Annotated in this window: 21 protein-coding genes and 1 pseudogene; 12 read left to right on the forward strand and 10 right to left on the reverse strand. The window is 72.9% G+C overall.

The genetic code is table 11. From position 1 onward, the window contains the following. Positions 1-153 precede the first annotated feature (153 nt). The gene (locus MHW47_RS16575) at positions 154-1116 is read left to right on the forward strand and encodes an ATP-binding cassette domain-containing protein (protein ID WP_239224056.1); all 963 of its coding nucleotides are present in this window, start codon (positions 154-156) and stop codon (positions 1114-1116) included. Next, a complete protein-coding gene (locus MHW47_RS16580; protein WP_239224058.1) occupies positions 1113-1889 on the forward strand; it encodes an ABC transporter permease in 777 nt (258 codons plus the stop codon). The genes MHW47_RS16575 and MHW47_RS16580 overlap by 4 nt, the downstream gene beginning before the upstream one ends. On the opposite strand, the gene MHW47_RS16585 is transcribed toward MHW47_RS16580, so the two are convergent. From MHW47_RS16585 to MHW47_RS16595, 3 genes are all read right to left on the reverse strand, one after another. Further along, the gene (locus MHW47_RS16585) at positions 1870-2391 is read right to left on the reverse strand and encodes a hypothetical protein (protein ID WP_239224060.1); all 522 of its coding nucleotides are present in this window, start codon (positions 2389-2391) and stop codon (positions 1870-1872) included. The genes MHW47_RS16580 and MHW47_RS16585 overlap by 20 nt on opposite strands. Beyond that, positions 2388-2828, reverse strand: a complete 441-nt coding sequence (locus tag MHW47_RS16590; protein WP_275449279.1) for an RNA polymerase sigma factor — start codon at positions 2826-2828, stop codon at positions 2388-2390. The genes MHW47_RS16585 and MHW47_RS16590 overlap by 4 nt, the downstream gene beginning before the upstream one ends. A gap of 61 nt (positions 2829-2889) precedes the next feature. Then, on the reverse strand, positions 2890-3363 hold the full coding sequence (locus MHW47_RS16595; protein ID WP_308381609.1) for a DUF3995 domain-containing protein: 474 nt from the start codon (positions 3361-3363) through the stop codon (positions 2890-2892). 203 nt (positions 3364-3566) lie between these two features. On the opposite strand from MHW47_RS16595, the gene MHW47_RS16600 reads away from it, so the two are divergent. Both MHW47_RS16600 and MHW47_RS16605 read left to right on the forward strand, forming a co-directional pair. Continuing rightward, the gene (locus MHW47_RS16600; protein ID WP_239224062.1) at positions 3567-4859 is read left to right on the forward strand and encodes an MFS transporter; all 1293 of its coding nucleotides are present in this window, start codon (positions 3567-3569) and stop codon (positions 4857-4859) included. A 47-nt stretch (positions 4860-4906) separates the two neighbouring features. Then, entirely contained in the window at positions 4907-5116 is a 210-nt protein-coding gene (locus tag MHW47_RS16605; RefSeq protein ID WP_239224063.1) for a hypothetical protein, read from the forward strand. A 24-nt stretch (positions 5117-5140) separates the two neighbouring features. Here the strand turns inward: MHW47_RS16605 and MHW47_RS16610 are convergent, their stop codons facing one another. Then, positions 5141-5866 carry a siderophore-interacting protein gene (locus MHW47_RS16610; protein ID WP_239224064.1) on the reverse strand — a complete coding sequence of 242 codons (726 nt, stop codon included), beginning with the start codon at positions 5864-5866 and terminating at the stop codon, positions 5141-5143. A 149-nt stretch (positions 5867-6015) separates the two neighbouring features. Here MHW47_RS16610 and MHW47_RS16615 point away from each other — a divergent pair, with 149 nt between their 5' ends. Further along, positions 6016-6846, forward strand: a complete 831-nt coding sequence (locus MHW47_RS16615) for an LLM class F420-dependent oxidoreductase (protein ID WP_239224065.1) — start codon at positions 6016-6018, stop codon at positions 6844-6846. A 21-nt stretch (positions 6847-6867) separates the two neighbouring features. Here the strand turns inward: MHW47_RS16615 and MHW47_RS16620 are convergent, their stop codons facing one another. Both MHW47_RS16620 and MHW47_RS16625 read right to left on the reverse strand, forming a co-directional pair. After that, positions 6868-7449: an HD family hydrolase gene (locus tag MHW47_RS16620; protein WP_239224066.1), complete on the reverse strand. Its 582-nt coding sequence runs from the start codon at positions 7447-7449 to the stop codon at positions 6868-6870. Between the two features lie 18 nt (positions 7450-7467). Next, positions 7468-8466 (reverse strand): XRE family transcriptional regulator, encoded by a 999-nt coding sequence (locus MHW47_RS16625; RefSeq protein ID WP_239224067.1) that lies wholly within the window; start codon positions 8464-8466, stop codon positions 7468-7470. Positions 8467-8691: 225 nt separating this feature from the next. On the opposite strand from MHW47_RS16625, the gene tgmA reads away from it, so the two are divergent. The 5 genes from tgmA (at position 8692) to MHW47_RS16650 (ending at position 12386) form a co-directional block, all read left to right on the forward strand. Continuing rightward, positions 8692-8946 (forward strand): putative ATP-grasp-modified RiPP, encoded by a 255-nt coding sequence (tgmA, locus tag MHW47_RS16630; RefSeq protein WP_239224068.1) that lies wholly within the window; start codon positions 8692-8694, stop codon positions 8944-8946. Positions 8947-8949: 3 nt separating this feature from the next. Further along, on the forward strand, positions 8950-9909 hold the full coding sequence (gene tgmB / locus MHW47_RS16635; RefSeq protein WP_239224070.1) for an ATP-grasp ribosomal peptide maturase: 960 nt from the start codon (positions 8950-8952) through the stop codon (positions 9907-9909). Next, positions 9906-11087, forward strand: coding sequence for an ATP-grasp peptide maturase system methyltransferase (tgmC, locus tag MHW47_RS16640; protein WP_239224072.1), 1182 nt, complete (start codon positions 9906-9908; stop codon positions 11085-11087). The genes tgmB and tgmC overlap by 4 nt, the downstream gene beginning before the upstream one ends. A gap of 157 nt (positions 11088-11244) precedes the next feature. After that, positions 11245-11703: a hypothetical protein gene (locus MHW47_RS16645; RefSeq protein WP_239224074.1), complete on the forward strand. Its 459-nt coding sequence runs from the start codon at positions 11245-11247 to the stop codon at positions 11701-11703. A 77-nt stretch (positions 11704-11780) separates the two neighbouring features. Beyond that, positions 11781-12386 carry a hypothetical protein gene (locus tag MHW47_RS16650; RefSeq protein ID WP_239224076.1) on the forward strand — a complete coding sequence of 202 codons (606 nt, stop codon included), beginning with the start codon at positions 11781-11783 and terminating at the stop codon, positions 12384-12386. Positions 12387-12418: 32 nt separating this feature from the next. Here the strand turns inward: MHW47_RS16650 and MHW47_RS16655 are convergent, their stop codons facing one another. Then, positions 12419-14170 (reverse strand): serine/threonine-protein kinase, encoded by a 1752-nt coding sequence (locus MHW47_RS16655; protein WP_239224078.1) that lies wholly within the window; start codon positions 14168-14170, stop codon positions 12419-12421. Between the two features lie 70 nt (positions 14171-14240). Next, entirely contained in the window at positions 14241-15125 is an 885-nt protein-coding gene (locus tag MHW47_RS16660; RefSeq protein ID WP_239224080.1) for a sigma-70 family RNA polymerase sigma factor, read from the reverse strand. A gap of 118 nt (positions 15126-15243) precedes the next feature. On the opposite strand from MHW47_RS16660, the gene MHW47_RS16665 reads away from it, so the two are divergent. Both MHW47_RS16665 and MHW47_RS16670 read left to right on the forward strand, forming a co-directional pair. Beyond that, the gene (locus MHW47_RS16665; RefSeq protein WP_239224086.1) at positions 15244-15702 is read left to right on the forward strand and encodes a carboxymuconolactone decarboxylase family protein; all 459 of its coding nucleotides are present in this window, start codon (positions 15244-15246) and stop codon (positions 15700-15702) included. 87 nt (positions 15703-15789) lie between these two features. Then, a complete protein-coding gene (locus MHW47_RS16670) occupies positions 15790-18381 on the forward strand; it encodes a bifunctional FO biosynthesis protein CofGH (RefSeq protein WP_239224082.1) in 2592 nt (863 codons plus the stop codon). On the opposite strand, the gene MHW47_RS16675 is transcribed toward MHW47_RS16670, so the two are convergent. Together MHW47_RS16675 and MHW47_RS16680 are read right to left on the reverse strand one after the other, a co-directional pair. Further along, positions 18375-19595 (reverse strand): DUF4157 domain-containing protein, encoded by a 1221-nt coding sequence (locus tag MHW47_RS16675; protein WP_239224087.1) that lies wholly within the window; start codon positions 19593-19595, stop codon positions 18375-18377. The two genes, MHW47_RS16670 and MHW47_RS16675, sit on opposite strands and share 7 nt — an antisense overlap. 677 nt (positions 19596-20272) lie before the next feature. Further along, positions 20273-20597 (reverse strand): annotated as a pseudogene (locus MHW47_RS16680) (hypothetical protein); the annotation flags it as partial.

A 20597-nucleotide genomic window follows, 5' to 3' on the forward strand; every position in this document is an offset into this window, starting at 1 on the left:
ACCCCCGCCCGCAGCCCCTGAGCCGCCCCGCTCCCCTCGGGGCCGCCCCGCCCCCGCCCCTCTGAGCCGCCCCGCCCCCTACCTCTGAGCCGCCCCCCGCCTCCGCACCACCCGCAGCCCCCGCCCCACCCCGCGCCCCGAAGGAGCCCTCCCATGACGCACCCGGCCATCGCCGCGAGCAATCTGCGCAAGGCGTACGGCGACAAGACCGTGCTCGACGGAATCGACCTGCACGTCCCGGCCGGAACGGTGTTCGCCCTGCTCGGGCCGAACGGCGCCGGCAAGACCACCGCCGTCAAGATCCTCTCCACGCTGATCTCGCCCGGCCCCGGCTCCGGCCCGATCGAGGTGGCCGGCCACGACCTGGCGTCGGACCCCCAGGCCGTGCGCGCGGCGATCGGGGTGACCGGCCAGTTCTCGGCGGTGGACGGCCTGATCACCGGCGAGGAGAACATGCTGCTGATGGCCGACCTGCACCACCTGTCCAAGGCGGAGGGCCGGCGCGTCACGGCGGAGCTGCTGGACCGCTTCGGCCTCACCGACGCGGCGGGGAAGCCCGCCTCCACCTACTCCGGCGGCATGAAGCGCCGCCTCGACATCGCCATGACCCTGGTCGGCTCCCCCCGGATCATCTTCCTGGACGAGCCGACCACCGGACTCGACCCGCGTTCCCGGCACGACATGTGGCAGGTCGTCCGGGGCCTGGTCGCCGACGGGGTGACGGTCTTCCTCACCACCCAGTACCTGGAGGAGGCCGACGAACTCGCCGACCGCATCGCGGTGCTGAACAACGGCGGGATCGCCGCCGAGGGCACCGCCGAGGAGCTGAAGCGCATCGTCCCCGGCGGCCACGTCCGGCTCCGCTTCGGCGACCCGGCCGCCTACCGCGCGGCGGCCGACCACCTCGGCGCCGACGCCGCCCGCGACGACGAGGCGCTGGCCCTGCGGCTCCCCGGCGACGGCACCCAGAGCATCCTGCGCTCCATCCTCGACCGGCTGGACGCCGCCGGCATCGAGGCCGACGAGTTCACCGTGCACACGCCCGACCTCGACGACGTCTTCTTCGCCCTCACCGACACCCCCTCGCCCGCCCCGACCAAGGAGACCGTCCGATGAGCACCCTCTCCCTCGCCGTCCGCGACTCGGCGACCATGCTGCGCCGCAACCTGCTGCACGCCCGGCGCTATCCGTCGCTCACGCTGAACCTGCTGCTCACCCCGGTGATGCTGCTCCTGCTGTTCGTCTACGTCTTCGGCGACACGATGAGCGGTGGCGCCGGCCGGGACGCGTACATCGCGTACATCGTGCCGGGCATCCTGCTGATGACCATCGGCTCGACCGTCGTCGGCACCGCGGTCTCGGTGACGATGGACATGACCGAGGGCATCGTGGCCCGCTTCCGCACCATGGCCATCCACCGGGGCTCGGTCCTGTTCGGCCATGTCGCCGGCAGTGTGCTGCGGACGCTGCTGAGCGTGGTGATCGTCGGCGCGGTCGGGGTCGCCATGGGCTTCCGCTCCGTCGATGCCACCGCCCTGGAGTGGCTGGCCGCCTTCGGTCTGCTCGCCCTGTTCGCCCTGGCCTTCACCTGGATCGCCGTGGGCATGGGCCTGGGCAGCCCCAACGTGGAGGCCGCCAGCAACAACGCCACGCCGATGATCCTGCTGCCGCTGATCTCCAGCGCGTTCGTCCCGCTGGAGTCGATGCCCGGCTGGTTCCGGCCGGTCGCCGAGTACCAACCGTTCACCCCGACGATCGAGACCCTGCGCGGACTGCTGCTCGGGACGGAGATCGGCCACAACGGGTGGCTCGCGGCCGGCTGGTGCGTCGCGCTCACCGTCCTCGGATACCTCTGGTCCAGGGCGCAGTTCAACCGTGACCCGAAGTAGGGCCCCGCTCCACGCGGACGGCCAGCCGGGCCAGCACCCCGCGCCCCGCCCGCCCCACGCCGACCGGGACCAGGGCCGCCCGTCCGGGCACCCGCACCCCGCCGGTGAACGCCACCAGGGTGTGGCCGGGGCGGTCCGGGGCCGGGGCCGCCGCGATTCCGATGAGCACGAAGCGGCTCTGCAGCCAGAGCCAGCCGGGGCGCCGCACCCCGTGGAAGCGGGCGCGCATCCCGAACCGGCTGCGTGCCTGAGCCTCCACGCGGTCCCCCTCGGCGCGGGTCAGCCGCAGCCGCCGCATGTCGGGGACCAGGCGCGCCAGTTCGCCGTCGACGTCGGCGAGCAGCGGCGCCACATCGGCGCAGGGCGCGGCGATCTCGCGGACGGTGACGCGGGCCCCGGACACCCCGGCCGCGAGGACGCGGAGGCGGCGCACCGGGTCCAGGGGCGCGCCTGCGGGCCACTGGGGGAGCGGGGCGTCGGGCCCCTGCGGGGTTTCGGTCATGACGTCCATGCCTTCCGGAAGGAGTCCCGTGCGCGGGACAGACGGGACTTGACGGTGCCGACGCGCAGTCCGAGCAGATCGGCGGCGGCCCGCTCGTCCAGCCCCTCGACATCGCGCAGCACGAGCACCGCCCGGTGCTCGGGACTCAGCCGGGCCAGTACGTCACCGATGTCGGTGGCCAGCTGGGGGTCGCCGCGCTGGGGCAGTGTGGTGAGGTCGGCGGGCACCGACCGGGCGCCCCGCCGGGCGACGCGGACCGCCTCCCGGCAGGCGATGGCCCGCACCCAGCCGTACAGGGCGGCCGGTTCCCGCAGCGAGCGCAGGCCCCGGAAGACGGCGACCAGGGTCTCCTGGACGGCGTCCGGCCCGTCCGCCAGGGCGATCGGGGCGCAGATGCGGCCGGCGTACGGGGCGAGTACGTCGAGCAGTTCGTTCATGGCGAGGGTGTCCCCGCGCCGGGCGGCCACCGCGAGGCGTATCGCGCGGTCGCGCTCCTCGTCATCGGGCACCGGTGGATTCCTTCCCGGCCGCCACCCGGAGCGCGGCGGCGGCCATCAGCAGGCAGAGCGGGGTGTACAGGGCCCGGTTGAGGAGCTGAAAGGTGTCTCCGGCCGCCGCGTCGAGTCCGGTGTCCAGCCCGGCCGCCCAAGCGAGCCCGGCGAGCCCGCGCACCGCGGTCCCGCAGGCGACGGCGAGCGTACCGGCCTGGAGGAGCCGCCCGAACCGGTGGGCGCGGCCCAGCCGGGCGCGCGCGGTGACCAGGGCCGCGCCGCCGAACAGGGCGGCGGCCAGCGGGAGCACGACGGGCGGGGTGAACGGGGCGTCGATGCCGAGCACCGCGTACGAGAGGGCCTGCGCGTCCCCGGCGGGCCAGGTGCTTCCGGTGGACCAGAGCACGTGCAGCAGCCCGTCCGTGCCGAGGACGGCGGCGACGGCGAGGGCGGCGGCGCGGGTGGTGGTGGCTGCTGTCACGGGGACTCCTCGGTGGTGGGAGCGGGCGCGGTGGCGCTCGGGTCACCCCCCAGAGGAGCCGGACACCGGATTCGTTCCCCGCCTGTTCGATCGCGCGCGGCAACTATCTCGGCCTCAAGCATCTTGACATCAAGAGAATGTGCGGGCAGGCTACCGCGCGTCGGTAAGTCTCTTGATATCGAGATACCTGGGGGTGGGTGGCGGTGCGGAAGCGCCAGGAGCCGGGGCTGTTCGCCCAGTTGAGGAACCCGCCGGGCGGCCGGGACGCCCGGATCATGCTGCGCGCCCTGGCCGTGGACCGCACCGGCACCGGGCTGTGGGCGGCCTCCTCGGTCCTCTACCTCACCTTCGTCACGCATCTGAGCGCCCAGCAGATCGGCGTCCTGCTCGGCGCGGCGGGCGTCGCCGGCATCGCGGGCTCCCCGCTCGCGGGCCGCCTGGCCGGCCGGCTCCCGGTCCGCACCCTGCTGATCGGCTGCCATCTGCTGCGGCTGGTGACGCTCACGCTGGTGCTGGTCTGTACGCGGTTCGAGGCGCTGCTCGTCGTGGTCGCGGTGACCTACCTCGGGGACCGGGCGGCCAAGACCCTGGAGATGCTGTTCGCCACCCGCGCGGCGGGCGACCGGCGCGCCGCGTACCAGGCGCTGTCGCGCAGCGCCTCCAACGCGGGGTACGGCTTCGGCGCGGGGATCGCCGCGCTCGGCCTGGCGGTCGGCACGACGGACGCGTACCGCGCCCTGATCATCGGCAACGCCCTCTCCTTCGCCGTCGCCGCCGCACTGGTGTGGCGGACAAGCGGGCCGGGCGCCCGTACGGCCGGGGAGCCGCACCCGGCGACCGCCGGCCCGGCCCGGCCCAAGGGCCCCTGGCGGGACCGGGGTTACCTCCGCTTCGTCCTGCTCGACATCCCGATGAACCTGGACGACTCGATCCTGGGCGTCGGCCTCCCGCTCTGGCTCGTCAGCGAGACCTCCGCCCCGCACGCCCTCGTCCCGGCGTTCCTGGTCATCAACACCGTGCTCGTCGTCCTCCTCCAACTCGCCGTATCCCGGCGCGCGGAGGGGCCCCGGGGTGCCGTGCGGGCGCTCGGCCTGTACGGCGTCCTGATGAGCGTGTGCTGCGCCCTGCCGGCCTGGGCCGCGAGCGCCGACGCCTGGACGGCGGCGCTCGTCCTGCTCGCGGCGGCGGTCCTGGTCACGATGGCGGAGCTGATGCGCTCGGTCAGCTCCTGGGAACTGGCCGTCCTGCTGGCCCCGCCCGGCGAACGCGCCGCCTATCTGGGTGTGGCCGGCATGTCCCAGTCCATCCAGAAGTCGGCGGGCCCGCCCCTGCTGACGGGCGTCGTGATGGCCGCGGGCCCGGCGGGCTGGCTGGCCCTGGGCGCGGCGGTGGCGGGCCTGGCGGCGATCCAACGGCGGGGCTGCGCGGCGCGGTTGCGCGCGATGGAGGGGGTGCGGGGTCCGGCGAGCGGAGCGGCGTCGCGCACGAGCGGCTGAGCGAAACGCACGTGTGCCGGCGCCGGGGTCCACGCCATCATGGGCTCATGGACACTGCGTCGAGTCGTGTTTCGGGTGCGCTTCTGCTGCTGGTCGGGCTGGCCGGGGTCCTGTGGGCGGCCCTGGGCGACCCCCAGGGCTGGCACGGCGGGATGCGCTGGGTGCGCTCCGCCGTCGTGCTGGCCTCCCTGGGCCTGATCACGGGCAGCGCGCGGCTGCTCTTCCCCGGCCGCCGCGAGGCCGGTGCGGACGAGTAGGGAAACCCGCGCCCGGCGCGGCGGTCAGGCCGCGCGCCAGTAGCCCAGGGCGTGCACCCGGTCCTTGGGGACGGCGAGGTCCTTGCGTACGTACGCCGACAGGGACCTGGTCGTCGCGGTGTCGCAGGCGATCCACACGTACGCGTCCGAGGCGTCGGCGCCCAGCAGGCCCGGCAGCCCGGACCGCACCGCGTCGGCCAGCGCGCCGCCCCGCCGCTCGACCCGGTGCAGCGTGTGGCGGGCGGGGTCCAGGCGCAGCGGCGGCTCCGCGTCCTCGCCGGGCGGGGTCTCGTACCAGACGGTCGCCGGGGTCGCCGGAAGGGCGTCCAGCAGGGAGTTGATCGCGGGCAGCGAGGCCGGGTCGCCGATCACGAAGAGCCGGGCGGGGGCCGGCTCGGGCAGGGTGAACCCGGTGCCCTGGAGCGTGGCCTCGACCGTGTCCCCGGGCCGGGCGGCCAGCGCCCAGTCGGTGGCGGGGCCCTCGTGGAGCGCGAACTCCAGGGTGAACGTGCCGGCCTCCGGGTCCGGGTCCACCAGGGTGTAGGCGCGCTGGTGCGGTTTGCCGGCCCGGTCGAACCAGAGCCGCACCCACATCGTCGGGTGCGCCCCGCCGGTCGCGGCGAGCAGCCCGCCGTCCGTGACGGTGAGGCGCCGGAAGCCGCCGGCGGGCGGCTCGGTCGCGGTGACGGTGAACGTGAAGTCGCGCCCCCGCATGAGCTTGAGGACGACGCCCTCCCAGCCGTGCCCCATGGCCGTACTCCTCCGCATCGACGTCTTGTTTAGGGGAGCCTAACCTAAGTTTCTGGCCGGGTTGTGCGTGGTCTCGGCCGCACGGCCCGGAACGGCACGCGAACGGCATACGTTGGAGCGCCACGGGACAACGACGGAGGTGCCTTCGCATGCGGATCGCCACCACGATCTTCCTCACCGACGAGACCATCACCCCGGTACGGCTGGCGCGCCAACTGGAACAGCGCGGCTTCGCCGGGCTTTATCTGCCCGAGCACACCCACATCCCGGCCGGCCGGGAGACGCCCTACCCGGCGGGCGGCGACCTGCCCCGCGAGTACGGCCGCACCCTGGACCCCTTTGTCGCGCTCGGCCAGGCCGCCGCGGTGACGGAACGGCTGGCCCTCGGCACCGGCATCACGCTCATCGCCCAGCACGACCCGATCGACCTGGCCAAGCAGATCGCCACCCTCGACCACCTCTCCGGCGGCCGCTTCACCCTCGGCGTCGGCTACGGCTGGAACGTCGAGGAGGCCGCCGACCACGGCGTGGAGTGGTCCACCCGACGCCGCCTCGGCGACGAGCACCTGGCCCTGATGCGGGCTCTGTGGGCGGACGAACCCGCGGCGTACGAGGGCGAGTTCACCTCCGTACGGGCCAGCCACGCCCACCCGAAGCCGCACCGGGAGCGCGGCCCCCGCACCCTGCTCGGCGGCGCGGCGGGCCCCCGGCTCTTCGACCGCATCGCCCGCACGGCGGACGGCTGGCTCCCCATCGGCGGCCGGGGCCTCACGGAGTCCCTCCCCCGCCTCCGTACCGCCTGGGAGGCGGCCGGCCGCGACCCGAAGGACCTCCACGTCGTCCCGTACGCGGTGAACCCGACCCCCGGCAAGCTCGCCCACTACGCGGACCTGGGCATCGAGGAGGTCGTCCTCCAACTCCCCCCGACCCAGGAGCCGGAGGTGCTGCGCACGCTGGACGCGTACGCGGCGTACCTCTGACCGAGCTAACGACCGGGCGGCTCAGCGGAGGTACGTCTGCTGCCACTCGATCGACGTCATGGTGAGCGCGGCCTCCGCGAGGGCCTGGGCGGAGGCCGTCTTCAGCTTGGCGATGCTGCTGTCGATCCAGGGCTGCACGTTCGCGCAGCCCTGTTCGCGGTACTCGACGGCCTGGATGAGGCATTCCAGCTTGTCGGCGTCATGCGCGCAGACGACTTCGGGGGAGTCGCCGTTCTCGTACTCCTCCACGATCCGCTGCGCGCCGGCCCGCACGGCGGGGTGCGCGGCGGACACCTGGTCCGCGGTGACCTTCTCGTTGCTCGCGGCTTCGAGGTAGCGGCGGCCGATGTGCGGGATGTCGCCGACGCGGGTCTCCTGCGTGTCGTGCCACAGTCCGAGGAGCGCCGTCTTCGCGGGGTCGGCGCCCTCCATCATGGCGAGCACGGAGCCGATGAGCGCGACCCGGAAGCTGTGCTCCGCGATGGTCTCGGGATCCTTCACCCCGGCGATCCACCAGCCGCTCCGCTTGGCGCGCTTGAGCATCCCCATCTCCAGCAGAAACCCTGCGGTCCCCTTGGCCTGCTCCTGCTCTGCGTCCGCCATGAATGCGCCTCCGATGTGTCATGTGCGGTTCTTGCGTAGAACGTAATGCACCGTGCTGAGTTCCCGCCGTGCTCGCGGGGAGATCTCGCGTTGGTCCATGAGTTGACCGGAATGCGTAGCCAGTTCGGCAGCGAGGGTGGGGTCTGCCAGTGACAGCCATCGGTTGGTGGTCAGCAGGGCCCACAGCGAGTGCACGTACAGATCCGTGTACGCCGGAGCCCGGTGGAGGCCGCTTGTGAGGCCGCGCAGGAGCCGTACGGGGTCCCAGTCGGTCGGCCCGTGCCGCATGAACGCGTCGTCCGATTGCGGCTCCCGGATCGAACCCAGCCAGTACGCCCAGTAGTTCAGGTTCGCTGTTTCGGCCTTGTCATCACCAGCCAGCCCCTTCTCGATGAAGTCGAGGAGCGGCTGCCGATCGCCAAGCCTGGCCAATGCGGTGGCGGTCGAGCGCGATGTGGCCCAGAGCGGCGACCATCCATGGGCGGCGCTCAGATCGTGGCGGCTGTGCAGGGCGTGCGCCGTCCATGCCTTGGCCTCCGATGTCCGGTCGTAGGAACAGAGGTAGAGGGTCTGGCGGTGCAGCAGCAACCCGTCGTCCCCGGTGCGCGACGCGGACTCGGCGGTCTCCCGGAGACGGTCGAAGAAGAGGGCGCGGTCGGGCGTGGAGAGGAGTGGGGCCTTGGCGACCGGGCCGCGGCGCTCGACCGGCGCCCTGCGCGCGAGGGTTGGTGGGACGGTTCCGTTCAGGGCCCAGGTGATCATGTGGGCGGTGTCGCGCGTGTGTACCCAGCGTGCGAGGGGGTGACGGGCGTTGACGTCCGGGTGAAGTGTCGCGGCGATGATGCGGTCCGCGTCCATCGCGGGGTCGAGGAGTTGGAGGACACGCGGGTCCGCGCCCAGCGCGAGCAACCGGCGCCGGATGTCGAGCAGCGCACCGGCCTTCACGTTGACCAGGGGCCGCCGCCCCGTCTCCCACCCTTGCCACGTGGCGAGATCGACCCCCATCACCTCCGCCATGCCGGCCTGCGTGTGGACGGCCGTACTCTCTCGGGCCACACGCAGAACGAACCCGGCGATCAGGCCGGTGCGGGCACGCCCACGCGCACCTTCCGCCGTCCCCACGCCACCCCCTTCGTACGCGCTCGGTCAGCGAACCCGTACCCACAGTCAGTTCTACTCCATCCGCCGCGACCGTAGCTTCGGATTCGGCAACAACCACTCACTGCCTTCGAGGAGGCCAAGATGTCCACCGCAGCCGGGATCGTGACGCGTCCATGGGGAGCCGGCAGGCTCGCCCCGTACCCGACCGTCACCCACCGCCCCCACACGTCGGTTGTGCTCGACCCCGACACGCAACTCGGCGTCTACACCGACCACACGGGCACCGTGATCGAGATGGGCAAGCACGGCACCAGCAAGGGCACCGAGACGAGCACGGTCACGAACAGCGACTCCCAGAACGACCAGGGCCACGACCAGGACTCCCAGCAGGACTGACCGATGACCGACGAGAGGCCGGTGCTCGTGGCGACCGAGGCGGACGACCTGACCGCCGACATGGTGATCGCCGAGCTGGGCCGGCGCAACGTACCCGTGACCAGGTTCAACCCGGCCGACATCGGCTCGGCCCTGACGGTCTCCGCCCGGTTCGGAAGCTGCCCGGCCCCGGTGGGCGGGCAGCTTCGCACTCCGTCCAGGACCGTGGACCTGACCCGCGTTCGATCGGTCTACTGGCGCCGCCCGGTGTGGCCCACCTTCGATCACCTCGGCGCGGACGAAGCGCGGTTCGCGTCCGCTCAGGTCCGGTACGGCCTCGGCGGGGCCCTGTACGCCCTGGACGGGCCCCTGTGGGTCAACCATCCGCTGCGCAACGCCGCCGCCGACTACAAACCCGCTCAGCTCGCTGTCGCCCAGCGCCTTGGGCTGGTTGTCCCTCCGACGCTGGTCACGAACGACCCGGACGAGGCACGAGCCTTCATCGACAACCACGGCCAGGTGCTCTTCAAAATCCTCCGTTGGACGCCCTGCCGACGCGACGGCGTTCCCGTCACCGGCTGGGCCGATCCGGTCACCACCGAGGAGATCGACGCGAGCGTGGCCCTGGTGCCGCACCTGTTCCAGGCCGTCGTGGACAAGGTCGCCGACCTCCGCGTGCTGGTTGTCGGTGGTGAGGTGTTCGCCGTACGGATCGAGTCCGGGCTGCTCGACTGGCGCAAGGACTACTCGGCCCTGTCCTACCGCGTGGTGGACCTGCCCAGCCGGACGGAGAAGGCGCTCCTCGCCTACCTCGATCACTTCGGACTGGCCTCGGGGAGCTTCGACCTCGCCGTGGACCGTGCCGGTGACCTCTGGTGGCTGGAGCTGAACCCGAACGGACAGTGGGGATGGCTGGAAGAAGCCACCGGCCTGGCCATGTCCGCCGCATTCGCCACACTGCTCACCGAAGGAGCCGCCCCATGACCGACACCGTCGACGAGCGCCGTGGCCTCGCCACCCGTCTGACACAGGCCGGTGTCCTCGCTCATCCCGGCTGGCGGGCGGCGGTGGAGGCCGTTCCGCGCGAACTGTTCCTGAATCCTGGAGTCTTCCTGCCCGTGGAGGGCGGCCGGTGGCGTCCCGTGACCGCCCTGAGAACCACCCCGGCCGAGTGGACGCGGATCGCCTACCGCGACGAGTCCCTGACCACCCAGCTCGACGGGCACCTCACCGCCGACCAGGTAAGCGACCTCGTTACCGGTTCCCCCACCTCGTCGTCCACCACCCCGTTCACCGTCGTGGACATGCTGGAGAAACTGGATGTGGAAGACGGCCACCGGATCCTGGAGATCGGCACGGGGACCGGATACTCCTGCGCCCTGATGTGCAGCCGTCTCGGGGAGGACAACGTCACCACCGTTGAGGTGGACATGGACGTCGCAGCCCGAGCCGACGCCGCCCTGGAGACCGCAGGCCACTCGACCTGGACCGTCACCGGAGACGGGCTCCTCGGCCATCCCCGTCGCGCCCCGTACGACCGTGTCATCGCCACGTGCGCGGTTCGCCGCATCCCGTACACCTGGATCAGGCAGACCACGCCTGGGGGCATCGTCCTCGCCACGGTGGGCGGGACATGGGGGTACGGGACGGGGCTGGCGAAGGTGACGGTCGCCGAGGATGGGACCGCCGAGGGCAGGATCGTCGGCCGCAGTTCGTTCATGCAGGCCCGCTCTCAGGCGCAGGCGCCGATCGACGGCGACCTTTCCGCCCGAGCCGCCTACGCCGATACGGAACGCGCGGCCAAGGTGTCCCCGCTGCTGCTGGAGGACTGGATGCCGGCCTTCGTCGCGCAACTCGCCGCGCCGGGAGCGCGGTTCGTCCGCGCCGCCACGCCGGAGGGAGACCGGTTGCTGTACCTCTTCGACCCGGACCGCGAGTCGTTCGCCGCGTTCACGGAGAGCGGTGGGGGCTGGACGGTTCGCCAGGGAGGGCCCGTGGCGCTGTGGGACACGATTGAGCAGTCCCTCACAGAGTGGCAGGACGCGAACCGTCCCGACGTCACCGACGTAAGGCTCCGTGTTACCCGAGAGGCCCATACCTACTGGATCGACGGGCACCCGCAGCTTCGCTGGCACCATCATCTTCTGTCTGCGGACACCTGAGGTTCGCGGGCTTCCCGCTGATACAGCCAGCCCTTGAGGACTCCTGCCCCTGGTCACAATAGGGTCACCGCTCCTTCATGATTCCCCCACAACTCGTACGAGGGGCTACGGTCTCCTCACTTGACGTGACACAGGACGAGACGTGTGGGGGGACCGCATGGGCAAGGTGTTGAGCCGGCGCAAGCAGATATGGATCGGCGGGGTGGCCCTGCTGGCTCTGGGGGCCGTCGGTTGTTCGGAGTCCGGGCAGGGCGGTTCGGGGGCCGCGACGGTCAGCGCCAAGCCGGCGGCCACGGTCACGGTGACCGCCACCGCCACGGCCACCGAGACCGCGTCGCCCGCTCCGGCGCCCACGGTCACCGTGACCCGGACGAAGAAGGTGGAGGTCCCCGGCCCGACCGTCACCGTGCGGGTCACCAAGGCGACCTCGTCGGGTTCGGGCGGCGGCGGTTCCCAGGCCACCGGCACGTGTTCCATCAAGTCCAACGCGGGCAACTGCTACCGCGCCGGGCAGTTCTGCCGGAACAGCGACCACGGCGCCGTGACCACCACGGCGACCGGTGCGCGGATCAGGTGCAGCAGCAGCGGGAGCTCCTGGCGCTGGACCTACTCCTGAGCGGCGGTGGGGTCGTTGTCCGAGGCCGCTGTTACGTTGGCGGCAGGATCGAGGACCGACCCCACAGGAGGGGCCACGTGGACGCCCTGTACGACGAACAGCTCGCGGAGTTCTCCCGGGAGCGGCTGGACGGACGGCCGGTGCCGGACGACCTGCGTACGCTGCTGATCGCGCAGTGGGAGGGCCGCAGCGACTTCGCGCGCCTGCTCGACCTGGAGTTCTTCGAGCCGGACGAGCCGCACCCCTTCCTGGACACCGACTACCTCAGCGAGGAGGAGCTGGCGGCCCCGAAGATGCAGGCCGTCCACGCCGCCACCGCGCGGATGGCGGAGCACGTCAAGCTCGTCGCCAAGGGCGCCATGGGCTGGGTCGGCTACTGGCTGCACCCGGACGAGCCCGCCTCCCCGGCCTGGCGCCCCATCGGCCTCGACACCGAGTTCACCCTGTGGCACCTGCGCGGCACCACCCTCGCCGAGGCCGCCGCCGCCGAACAGTCCGCCTACCAGGACGAACCGGACGAGCGCCTCGCGTACGCGCAGATCGTCGCCCGACTCGACGCCCTGGGCCTGCCTCTCGCCGCCAGGGACTACGACGCCCTGGACGAGCGCGACTACCACGTGGACCCGAAGAAGCTCCTGGAAACCCTGACCGCGCAGGAGCGCGCGAAGCGCGGACTGGAGTGAGGGACGGGGCGCCGGGCACCCCGTAGCCGGGGTCAGCGCGCGTTGTGGCGCCGCAGGATCGTGCCGTCGAACGAGGCGGTGAGCATGGCCGAGGTCCGGTAGTCGCCGTTGATGTAGAACCGCATGGCCTGCTTGCCGTCTTCCCAGTCGAAGATCACATACGTCTTCGTGGGGTCCGCGTTCCGTACGCCCATCTCCTTGTAGCCGACGCGCAGGAGGCGGGGGAAGCTGTCCCAGTCGACCTCGCTGAGGTCCATCGGGGTCTGACCGTCGAGGATGCCCTTGTTGCCGTCGAGCTTGCCGGAGCCGTCGTTGTACGAGAAGCCGTCGTAGACCTGGTCGTTCGGCATCTTCTTGTCCTTCACGGGCACGTTGCCCGAGGCGTGGCCCTGGTGGATGGAGAACCAGGCGAGCACCTTCGTTCCGCCCGTCACCGCTTTGAGTTCCTTGACGATCCTCCGGCCGCCCGCCGCGCTGACCAGATCCGTGTCCTGGGTCGGTGTGGGCGAGGGCGTGGGCGAGGGCGTGGGGGTCGGCTTCGGGGTGGGGGAGGAGGAGCGGGTCGCGGACGGCGTGGGCTTGGCGCCCGCGGACGCGTCGTCGTTGCCGAGGCCGGGTATGACGCCCCTGGCCAGCAGCCCGGCCGCCACGACGGTCAGCAGGACTCCGGGTATCAGCACCCGGCGCACGACCCGGCTGCCCCCGGCGCCCTGTACCGGTGTCCGGCCCGTCGCCGCCGAGGGCTCGCCCCGGCCGTCGGTGTCCCCGCCCGGCCGGGCGTCGGCCGGTTCCGGTCGCGGCGGCCGAGAAGCACCCGCCGGCGCCGGGGTTCCCGGCTCCGTGGGGGTGTAGCCGGCCGTCGGGGCCGGGGTTCCGGGCTCCGTCGGGGTGTACGCGGCCGAGGGGCCGGAGCCCGGTCGCGCGTCCTCGACGACCGGGGCGGGGCGGTCCTCCGCCGCCTCGGCGAGCAGCCGGTCCAGCTGCTCCACGTCCGGCCGCGAGGCGACGTCCTTGACCAGGACCGACCGCAGTACGGGGCCGAGCGCCCCCGCCCGCCGGGGGGCCGGGACGTCCTCCTCCAGGATCGCGGCCAGGGTGGCGAGCGTGGACGAACGGCGCATCGGGTGGTGGCCCTCGACCGCGACGTACAGCATCATCGCCAGCGACCACAGGTCGGACGACGGTTCGTCGTCGTGCCCGCGCAGCCGTTCCGGAGCCATGTAGTCGGGGGAGCCCACCAGCTCACCGGTGTTGGTGAGGCTGGTCGCCTCGCGCACGGCGGCGATCCCGAAGTCCGTGAGCAGCGGCGTGCCGTCCGTCCGCAGCAGCACGTTGCCCGGCTTCACGTCGCGGTGCAGGATGCCCGCCTCGTGCGCGGCCCGCAGCCCGGCCAGCACGCCCCGGCCCAGGCGCGCCGCCTCGGCCGGGGCGCACGGGCCGCGCTCCAGCCGGTCCTGGAGCGAGCCGCCCGGGACCAGCTCCATCACCAGCCAGGGGTGCTCCACCTCCGGCGAACTCACGATGTGATGGATGGTCACCACGTTCGGGTGGGTGATCCGGGCCAGCGAGACGGCCTCCCGCAGCACCCGCTTCCGCAGCATCTCCGGCGCGTCCGGGCGCAGCCGCAGCAGCTCCGGATCGGGCGGCCGTACCTCCTTCAGCGCCACTTCCCGGTGCAGGACGACGTCCCGCGCCCGCCAGACCAGCCCCATGCCTCCGCCACCGAGCCGCTCCAGCAGTTCGAAACGCCCGTCGATCACGCGTCCCTCGAAACCCGCAGTCATGGGCGGAACGGTACGCGAGGAGCCGATCGCGCACCGGGCGTTGCCGGACGGCGCCCGGCGTCCGGACCCCTCAGGCCGGCAGGCCCAGCCCGGACAGGCGGGCCGGGTCGGTGAGGATGTCGAGCCCGGCGACCCGGCCGTCCCGGACGGTGAACGACATCACGGACAGCGGCCGGCCGTCGGCGTACGCGACGACCCCCGGCGTCCCGTTGACGAGCACGATGCGGGCCTCGGCGGCGAACCGGGCGAAGGTTATCGCCTGCGACGCCACCTCCGCCGCCCCGCGCCGCAGCAGGCTCGGCAGCAGCGCCCCGCCGTCCGACCGCGCCACCACGTCCGGGTCGAGCACGGCCAGCAGCGCCTCGAAGTCGCCACCGCGCGACGCGCTCAGGAACGCCTCGACCACGTCGTGCTTGCGGGCGTTGTCCGTGTCGGCGGCCGGGGCCGCGCCCTGCACACGGCGGCGGGCCCGGCTGGCGAGCTGCCGGGTGGAGACCGTCGTCCGGCCGAGGACGGGCGCGATGTCGTCGAAGGGCACGTCGAACATGTCGTGCAGCACGAAGGCGAGGCGTTCGGCCGGGGACAGGGTCTCCAGGACGATCATCAGCGCGATGCCCACCGAGTCGGCGATCAGCACCTCCCGTTCGGGATCGACCCGCCGCAGCTCGGTCACCACCGGGTCCGGCAGCCGCACCGACCCGTCCTGCTCGGGCAGCGGCTCCTCGCGCCGCGTGGTCCGCGCCCTGAGCAGGTCCAGGCAGATCCGGCCGACGACGGTCGTCAGCCAGGCGCCCAGGTTCCTGACCTCGCTCACATCGCTGCGCTCCAGCCGCAGCCACGCCTCCTGGACGGCGTCGTCCGCCTCGGCGAGCGAGCCGAGCATCCGGTACGCGACCGCGTGCAGTCCGGGCCGTTCGGCCTCGAACCGGTCCGTCGCAGAAAAAGTTCCGTCCATCTGTCACACCCCCGTGCGCGGATACGTCGATCCGGTGAACACGCTAACGGATCACGGGAGATCACCAGAGATGAGCACCGACAGCAGCAACAGCACCACCACCCGCACCACCCCCGCCCTGTCCGCCCGGATGAAGAACCCCGCCATGGTGCTTCCGGACGCCATGAAGGGCATCCAGAACATCTACAAGGCCATGTACCAGGGCGGGGTCGCCCCGCAGATCCTGGAACTGGTGCACCTGCGGGCCAGCCAGATCAACGGGTGCAGCGCCTGCGTCTTCGGCGGGGTCGCCGGAGCGAAGAAGCACGGCGAGACGGACGAGCGCCTGCACGCCGTGGCCGCCTGGCGCGAGGCCCCCTTCTTCACCGACGAGGAGCGCGCCGCCCTCGCCCTGACCGAGTCGGTCACCCGGCTCGCCGACCGCTCCGGCAAGGCGGTCTCCGACGAGCTGTGGAACGAGGCCGCCGACCACTTCACCGAGGAGCAGCTCTCCGCCATCATCCTGATGATCGGCCTCACCAACCTGTTCAACCGCATCAACGCCACCATCGAGGAGCCCGCGGGCGCCACCTGGTGACGCCGCGCGCGATGCCGGCCGAACCGCGATGACCTGCGGCGAGATCCGGTCGGGCCCCCGCCGGGGGCCCGCTCGTATGCTCGGACCATGACCGATCCCCAGCGCGGACTCCCGACCACCAACGCCATGCGGCGTGCGCTCAGGCGCGCCCGTGACGGTGTCGCCCTCGACGAGACCGAGGCCGCCGTGCTGCTCCGGGCGCGCGGCGAGGACCTGAGAGACCTCGCCGCGTCCGCCGCACGGGTCCGGGACGCCGGCCTGGCGGCGGCGGGACGGCCGGGGGTCATCACGTACTCCCGCAAGGTGTTCATCCCGCTGACCCGGCTCTGCCGCGACAAGTGCCACTACTGCACGTTCGTCACCGTGCCCGGCAAGCTCCGCCGCGCCGGGCACGGCATGTTCCTGTCGCCCGACGAGGTGCTGGCCATCGCCCGCGAGGGCGCCGCGATGGGCTGCAAGGAGGCCCTGTTCACGCTGGGGGACCGGCCGGAGGACCGCTGGCCCGAGGCCCGGGAGTGGCTGGAGGCCGAGGGGTACGACGACACCCTCGCCTATGTGCGCGCCATGGCGATCCGGGTGCTGGAGGAGACCGGGCTGCTGCCCCACCTCAACCCCGGCGTGCTGACCTGGACCGACCTCCAGCGCCTCAAGCCGGTCGCCCCCTCCATGGGCATGATGCTGGAGACCACCGCCACCCGGCTCTGGTCCGAGCCCGGCGGCCCCCACCACGGCTCCCCCGACAAGGAGCCCGCCGTACGCCTGCGCGTCCTGGAGGACGCCGGCCGCTCCAACGTGCCGTTCACCACCGGCCTCCTCATCGGCATCGGCGAGACGTACGAGGAACGCGCCGACGCCCTCTTCGCGCTGCGCCGGACCGCCCGCGCCTACCACGGCATCCAGGAAGTCATCGTCCAGAACTTCCGGGCCAAGCCCGACACCGCGATGCGCGGCATGCCCGACGCCGAGCTGGAGGAGCTGGCCGCCACGATCGCCGTCGCCCGCCACATCCTCGGCCCGTCCGCCCGCATCCAGGCCCCGCCGAACCTCGTGGACGCCGAGTACGCCCTGCTCATCGGCGCCGGCATCGACGACTGGGGCGGCGTGTCGCCGCTCACCCCGGACCACGTCAACCCCGAGCGCCCCTGGCCGCACATCGACGAACTCGCCGCCCGCACCGCCGAGTCCGGGTTCACGCTGCGCGAACGCCTCACCATCTACCCGGAGTTCATCCAGCGCGGCGAACCCTGGCTCGACCCGCGCCTCCTGCCGCACGTGCGCGCGCTCGCCGACCCGGACACCGGGCTCGCGAAGGAGGGCGCGATCCCCGAAGGGCTGCCCTGGCAGGAGCCCGACGAGGGGTTCAACGCCTCCGGCCGCACCGACCTGCACCGCACCATCGACACCGAGGGCCGCACCGCCGACCGCCGCGACGACTTCGACGTCGTCTACGGGAACTGGGAGGCGCTGCGCGAGGCGGCGGCCCCCGGCATGGTGCCCTCCCGGATCGACGGGGACGTGCGCGCCGCGCTGAGCCGGGCCGCCGACGACCCGACGAAGCTCACCGACGACCAGGCGCTCACCCTGCTCCACGCGGACGGCCCCGCCCTGGACGAGCTGTGCCGGATCGCGGACACCCTGCGCCGGGACGTGGTCGGCGACGACGTCACGTACATCGTCACCCGCAACATCAACTTCACCAACGTCTGCTACACCGGCTGCCGCTTCTGCGCCTTCGCCCAGCGCCGCACCGACGCCGACGCGTACACCCTCTCCCTGGACCAGGTCGCCGACCGGGCCGCGCAGGCGTGGGACGTGGGCGCCGTCGAGGTCTGCATGCAGGGCGGCATCCACCCGGACCTGCCCGGCACGGCCTACTTCGACATCGCCCGCGCGGTGAAGGAACGCGTGCCCGGCATGCACGTCCACGCCTTCTCACCCATGGAGGTCGTCAACGGCGCCACCCGCACCGGCCTGTCCGTCCGGGACTGGCTGCTCGCCGCGAAGGAGGCCGGTCTCGGCTCCATCCCCGGCACCGCCGCCGAGATCCTGGACGACGAGGTCCGCTGGGTCCTCACCAAGGGCAAGCTGCCCACCGCGACCTGGCTGGAGGTCATCAGGACCGCCCACGAGGTGGGCCTGCGCTCCTCCTCCACCATGATGTACGGGCACGTCGACCAGCCCCGCCACTGGCTGGGCCACCTGCGCACCCTGGCCGCGCTCCAGCAGGAGACCGGCGGCTTCACGGAGTTCGTGACCCTGCCGTTCATCCACACCAACGCGCCCGTCTACCTCGCAGGCATCGCCCGCCCCGGCCCCACCGACCGCGACAACCGGGCCGTCACCGCGATGGCCCGCCTGCTGCTGCACCCGCACATCACCAACATCCAGACGAGCTGGGTCAAGCTCGGGACGCAGGGCGCGGCGGAGATGCTCCGCTCCGGCGCCAACGACCTGGGCGGCACCCTGATGGAGGAGACCATCTCCCGCATGGCCGGGTCGGGTTACGGCTCCTACCGCTCGGTCCGCGACCTGACCGCCATCGCCGAACTCGCCGGCCGGCCCGCGAAGCCGCGCACCACGCTGTACGAGGAGGTCCCGGCGGAACGCGTCGCCGCGGCCGCCGCCTCGGACGGGCACCTGCCGGAACTGCTGCCGCTCCTGCCGGACCCGGCTCAGTAGTAGTAGGGGCCGAGTTCCGTCCTGGCCTGGTTCTCGGCGTCCTGCCGGCTCATCGACCGCATCAGGTGGGCGGTGCGCTGCTCCAGCAACTCCTCCCAGGTGAACGGGACGTTCTGGATCACGTTCTGCCCGTTGACGTTGGCCGCCATGTCCACGCCCCGCTGCGCCTGCGCGAAGATCATCTGGAGATGGGAGTCGTTGGTCGCCCGGACGTTGGGGTCGTTGGGGTTGAGCAGCTGGCCGTTCTGGTTGTGCATGTAGCCGAGCGTGTTCAGCTGCCCCGCCGCCCCGGCCTGGTGCGCGGCGAGCAGGCTGTGGGTGTCGTGCCGGTACGAGTCCGCGTTGAACCCCGAGGGCCCCACCTGCGAGGAGGTGCCGGTGCCCGGATGGGCGCGGTGCGCCGCGTGCAGCTCCTGGTAGGCGAGGGCGTTGTTCTCCAGCGTCCTCGCCTCCGCGGACCGGCCGCGCGTCAGCGTGCTGTCGCCCTGGAGGACCCGGTACCCGAAGAGGTGCTCCGACTGGTGCGTCGAGCCGTTGACCGTGGTGTTGTACAGCGAACTGAGGCGCGCCTGCTCCTTCGTCTTGTTGCCGTGCTGGCCGAGCGTGTAGGACGGCGTCGCGTAGGAGCACCGCTCCCCGTTCATGCAGTACGGGTCGGTGCACGTGCACGACTTGACGCGCTGGATCGACTCGCCGCCGCCGGACGCGGGGTGCCCCGGCTGCGGCGCGGACTGCTCTGCGGCCGGGGTGCGGGCGCCGGCGCGCATCACCCGGGTCGCGTTGGCCTCGGCCTCGCGCTCGAACCGGTCGGACGGGTCGGAGACCTTGAGCCCGCTGCCGTCGTCGGTGCCGGCGACGGGGCCCTGCCGCTGCTGGATGACGTGGGTCAGCTCATGGGCGAGGGTGTGCTTGTCCGTGCCGCCCCGGCCGAGCACGACATGGCTGCCGGACGTGTAGGCGCGGGCCCCGACCTCGGCCGCGGACGCCCTGGCCGAGGCGTCGTCGTGGATGCGGACGTCGGAGAAGTCGGCGCCCAGCCGGGCCTCCATGTCGGTGCGCGTCGCCTCGTCCAGGGGCCGCCCGGCCCGGCGCAGCACGTCATGGACGGTGGAACGCTGCACCGGACGCCCCTCCCGCCCGGTCCCCTCGTGGTCGCAGCCCGGGCCATGGCGGTGCTCGTCCTGCTCCCGGAGCCGGTCCGCCCGCCGCAGCATCTGCAGCACGACGGCGTTGCCGACCGTGCCCTGGAGGCCGAGGAGCCCTTCCTGCCGGACGCCCGCCGCCGCCCCGGCCCCGGCCCTGCGCACGGCGTCCTGCGCCCCGGACCTGCGGACGTTCTTCTGCTCGGGCAAGGCCGTCTCCTTCACGTGCGGCGGCGCGGAATTCCGGGTACGGGTTTTCCCAGGTACGGGGTTCCCCCGGTACGGGGACTCCCCGGTACGGGGACTCCCCGGTACGAGGTTCCCCCGGGTACGCGGGTTTCCTGAGTGCGCGGGTTTCCTGGATACACGGCGCACGGCCGCGCGGCCAGAGGCGGCGGGGACAGCACGGGAGGGCCCGGGAGGGCAGGGGCGGCGGACCCCCGGCCGGCGGCCCGGCGGGAATGGGCGCGGGCGGCGGGGGATGTCAGCGGACGGATGCCGGCCGGGTGCGGCGGTGGGTGGACGTCAGACGGTGGGTGCCGACTGGTGACCGGCGGCCGGTGACCGGAGGTGGGCGGGCGTCAGGCGGTGGGTGCCGGCTGGTGACCGGCGGCGGGTGGACGTCAGGCGGTGGGTGCCGACTGGTGACCGGCGGCCGGTGACCGGAGGTGGGCGGGCGTCAGGCGGTGGGTGCCGGCTGGTGACCGGCGGCGGGTGGACGTCAGCCGGTGGGCGTCGGCCGGTGGGTGTCAGTCCAGGCGGCGGGGTTCGCCGAGGAGCCCGGTCTCGATGTCCGTCGGCCGCACCGCGACCAGCGCGTGGTGGCCCGGCGCGCACCACAGCACCATGTCGTCCCCGAGCCGAGGCAGCGCCCGGGCCGTTTCGTCCGGCAGCCGCAGCGCACGGCCGAGGACCGCCGCCTCGTCCGGCGCCACCCGCTGGACGCCCACCAGCCCCGCGCGCTCCACCAGCCTCGGCGCCGCCGGGCCCGGGAACGGCAGCAGCGTCAGCACGGACTGCCACGGCCCGGCGACCGGCCGGCCGAGCGGGGGCCGCACCCCGCAGTCCCGGACC

The organism is Streptomyces sp. OfavH-34-F, assembly GCF_022347745.1.
Lineage (GTDB): Bacteria > Actinomycetota > Actinomycetes > Streptomycetales > Streptomycetaceae > Streptomyces.